At 54.5% G+C, this 556-nt stretch carries 1 protein-coding gene and 1 pseudogene; both read right to left on the bottom strand.

The features are described 5' to 3' along the window. Positions 1-159: 159 nt before the first annotated feature. Positions 160-318: an AAA family ATPase gene (locus tag RCF13_RS26330; protein WP_343237373.1), complete on the bottom strand. Its 159-nt coding sequence runs from the start codon at positions 316-318 to the stop codon at positions 160-162. A gap of 8 nt (positions 319-326) precedes the next feature. After that, a pseudogene (locus tag RCF13_RS26325) lies at positions 327-556 on the bottom strand (hypothetical protein); the annotation flags it as partial.

The raw sequence follows: 556 nt of genomic DNA, 5'->3' as shown, positions 1-556 counted from the left end.
GAAACTCCAAACCAGCGGTCTCCAGTCGCGACCAGAGATTAACCTTCGGGCTATGGCGTAATTAGTCGTCGTGTCAGTATCCCAATACCTGACCGAGGAACAGTGTCGTGCGCTCATTCTTCGGGTTGCCAAAGAACGTCTGCGGATCAGCTTCATCAATTAGTTCGGCGCGGTCCATGAACAGGACTCGGCGAAGCCCATTTCATGGGTCAGGCAAATCACGGTTATGCCGCCCTGCGCGAGATCGACCATCACGTCGAGCACCTCGGATATGATTTCCGGATCAAGAGAGGAGGTTGGCTCATCGAACAGCATCATCTGCGGCTTCAAGCACAGGGCTCACGCGATTGCCACCCCTGTTGCTGCCCGCCTGAAAGCTCGATCGGATATCTGTGCGCTTGCTCCGGAATCTTGACGCGATCGAGATAATACATGGCAATTTCGGAGGTCTGTTTCAGGGGCGTTTTACGCACCAGACGCTGGGCAATGATAAGATTGCGCAGAATGGGCATGCGCGGAAACAGATTGAAGCCGTGGAAAACCATGCCGACCTCAC

It is taken from the genome of Stenotrophomonas maltophilia group sp. RNC7, from assembly GCF_030910085.1.
GTDB classification, from domain to species: Bacteria; Pseudomonadota; Gammaproteobacteria; order Xanthomonadales; family Xanthomonadaceae; genus Stenotrophomonas; species Stenotrophomonas sepilia.
The sequence above is the reverse complement of the archived record's forward strand: the minus strand, read 5'-3'. Positions and strand labels throughout refer to the sequence as shown.

Excerpts from the sequence above, each read along its gene's own strand:
- RCF13_RS26330 (WP_343237373.1), bottom strand. The coding sequence starts at position 318 with ATGATGCTGTTCGATGAGCCAACCTCCTCTCTTGATCCGGAAATCATA.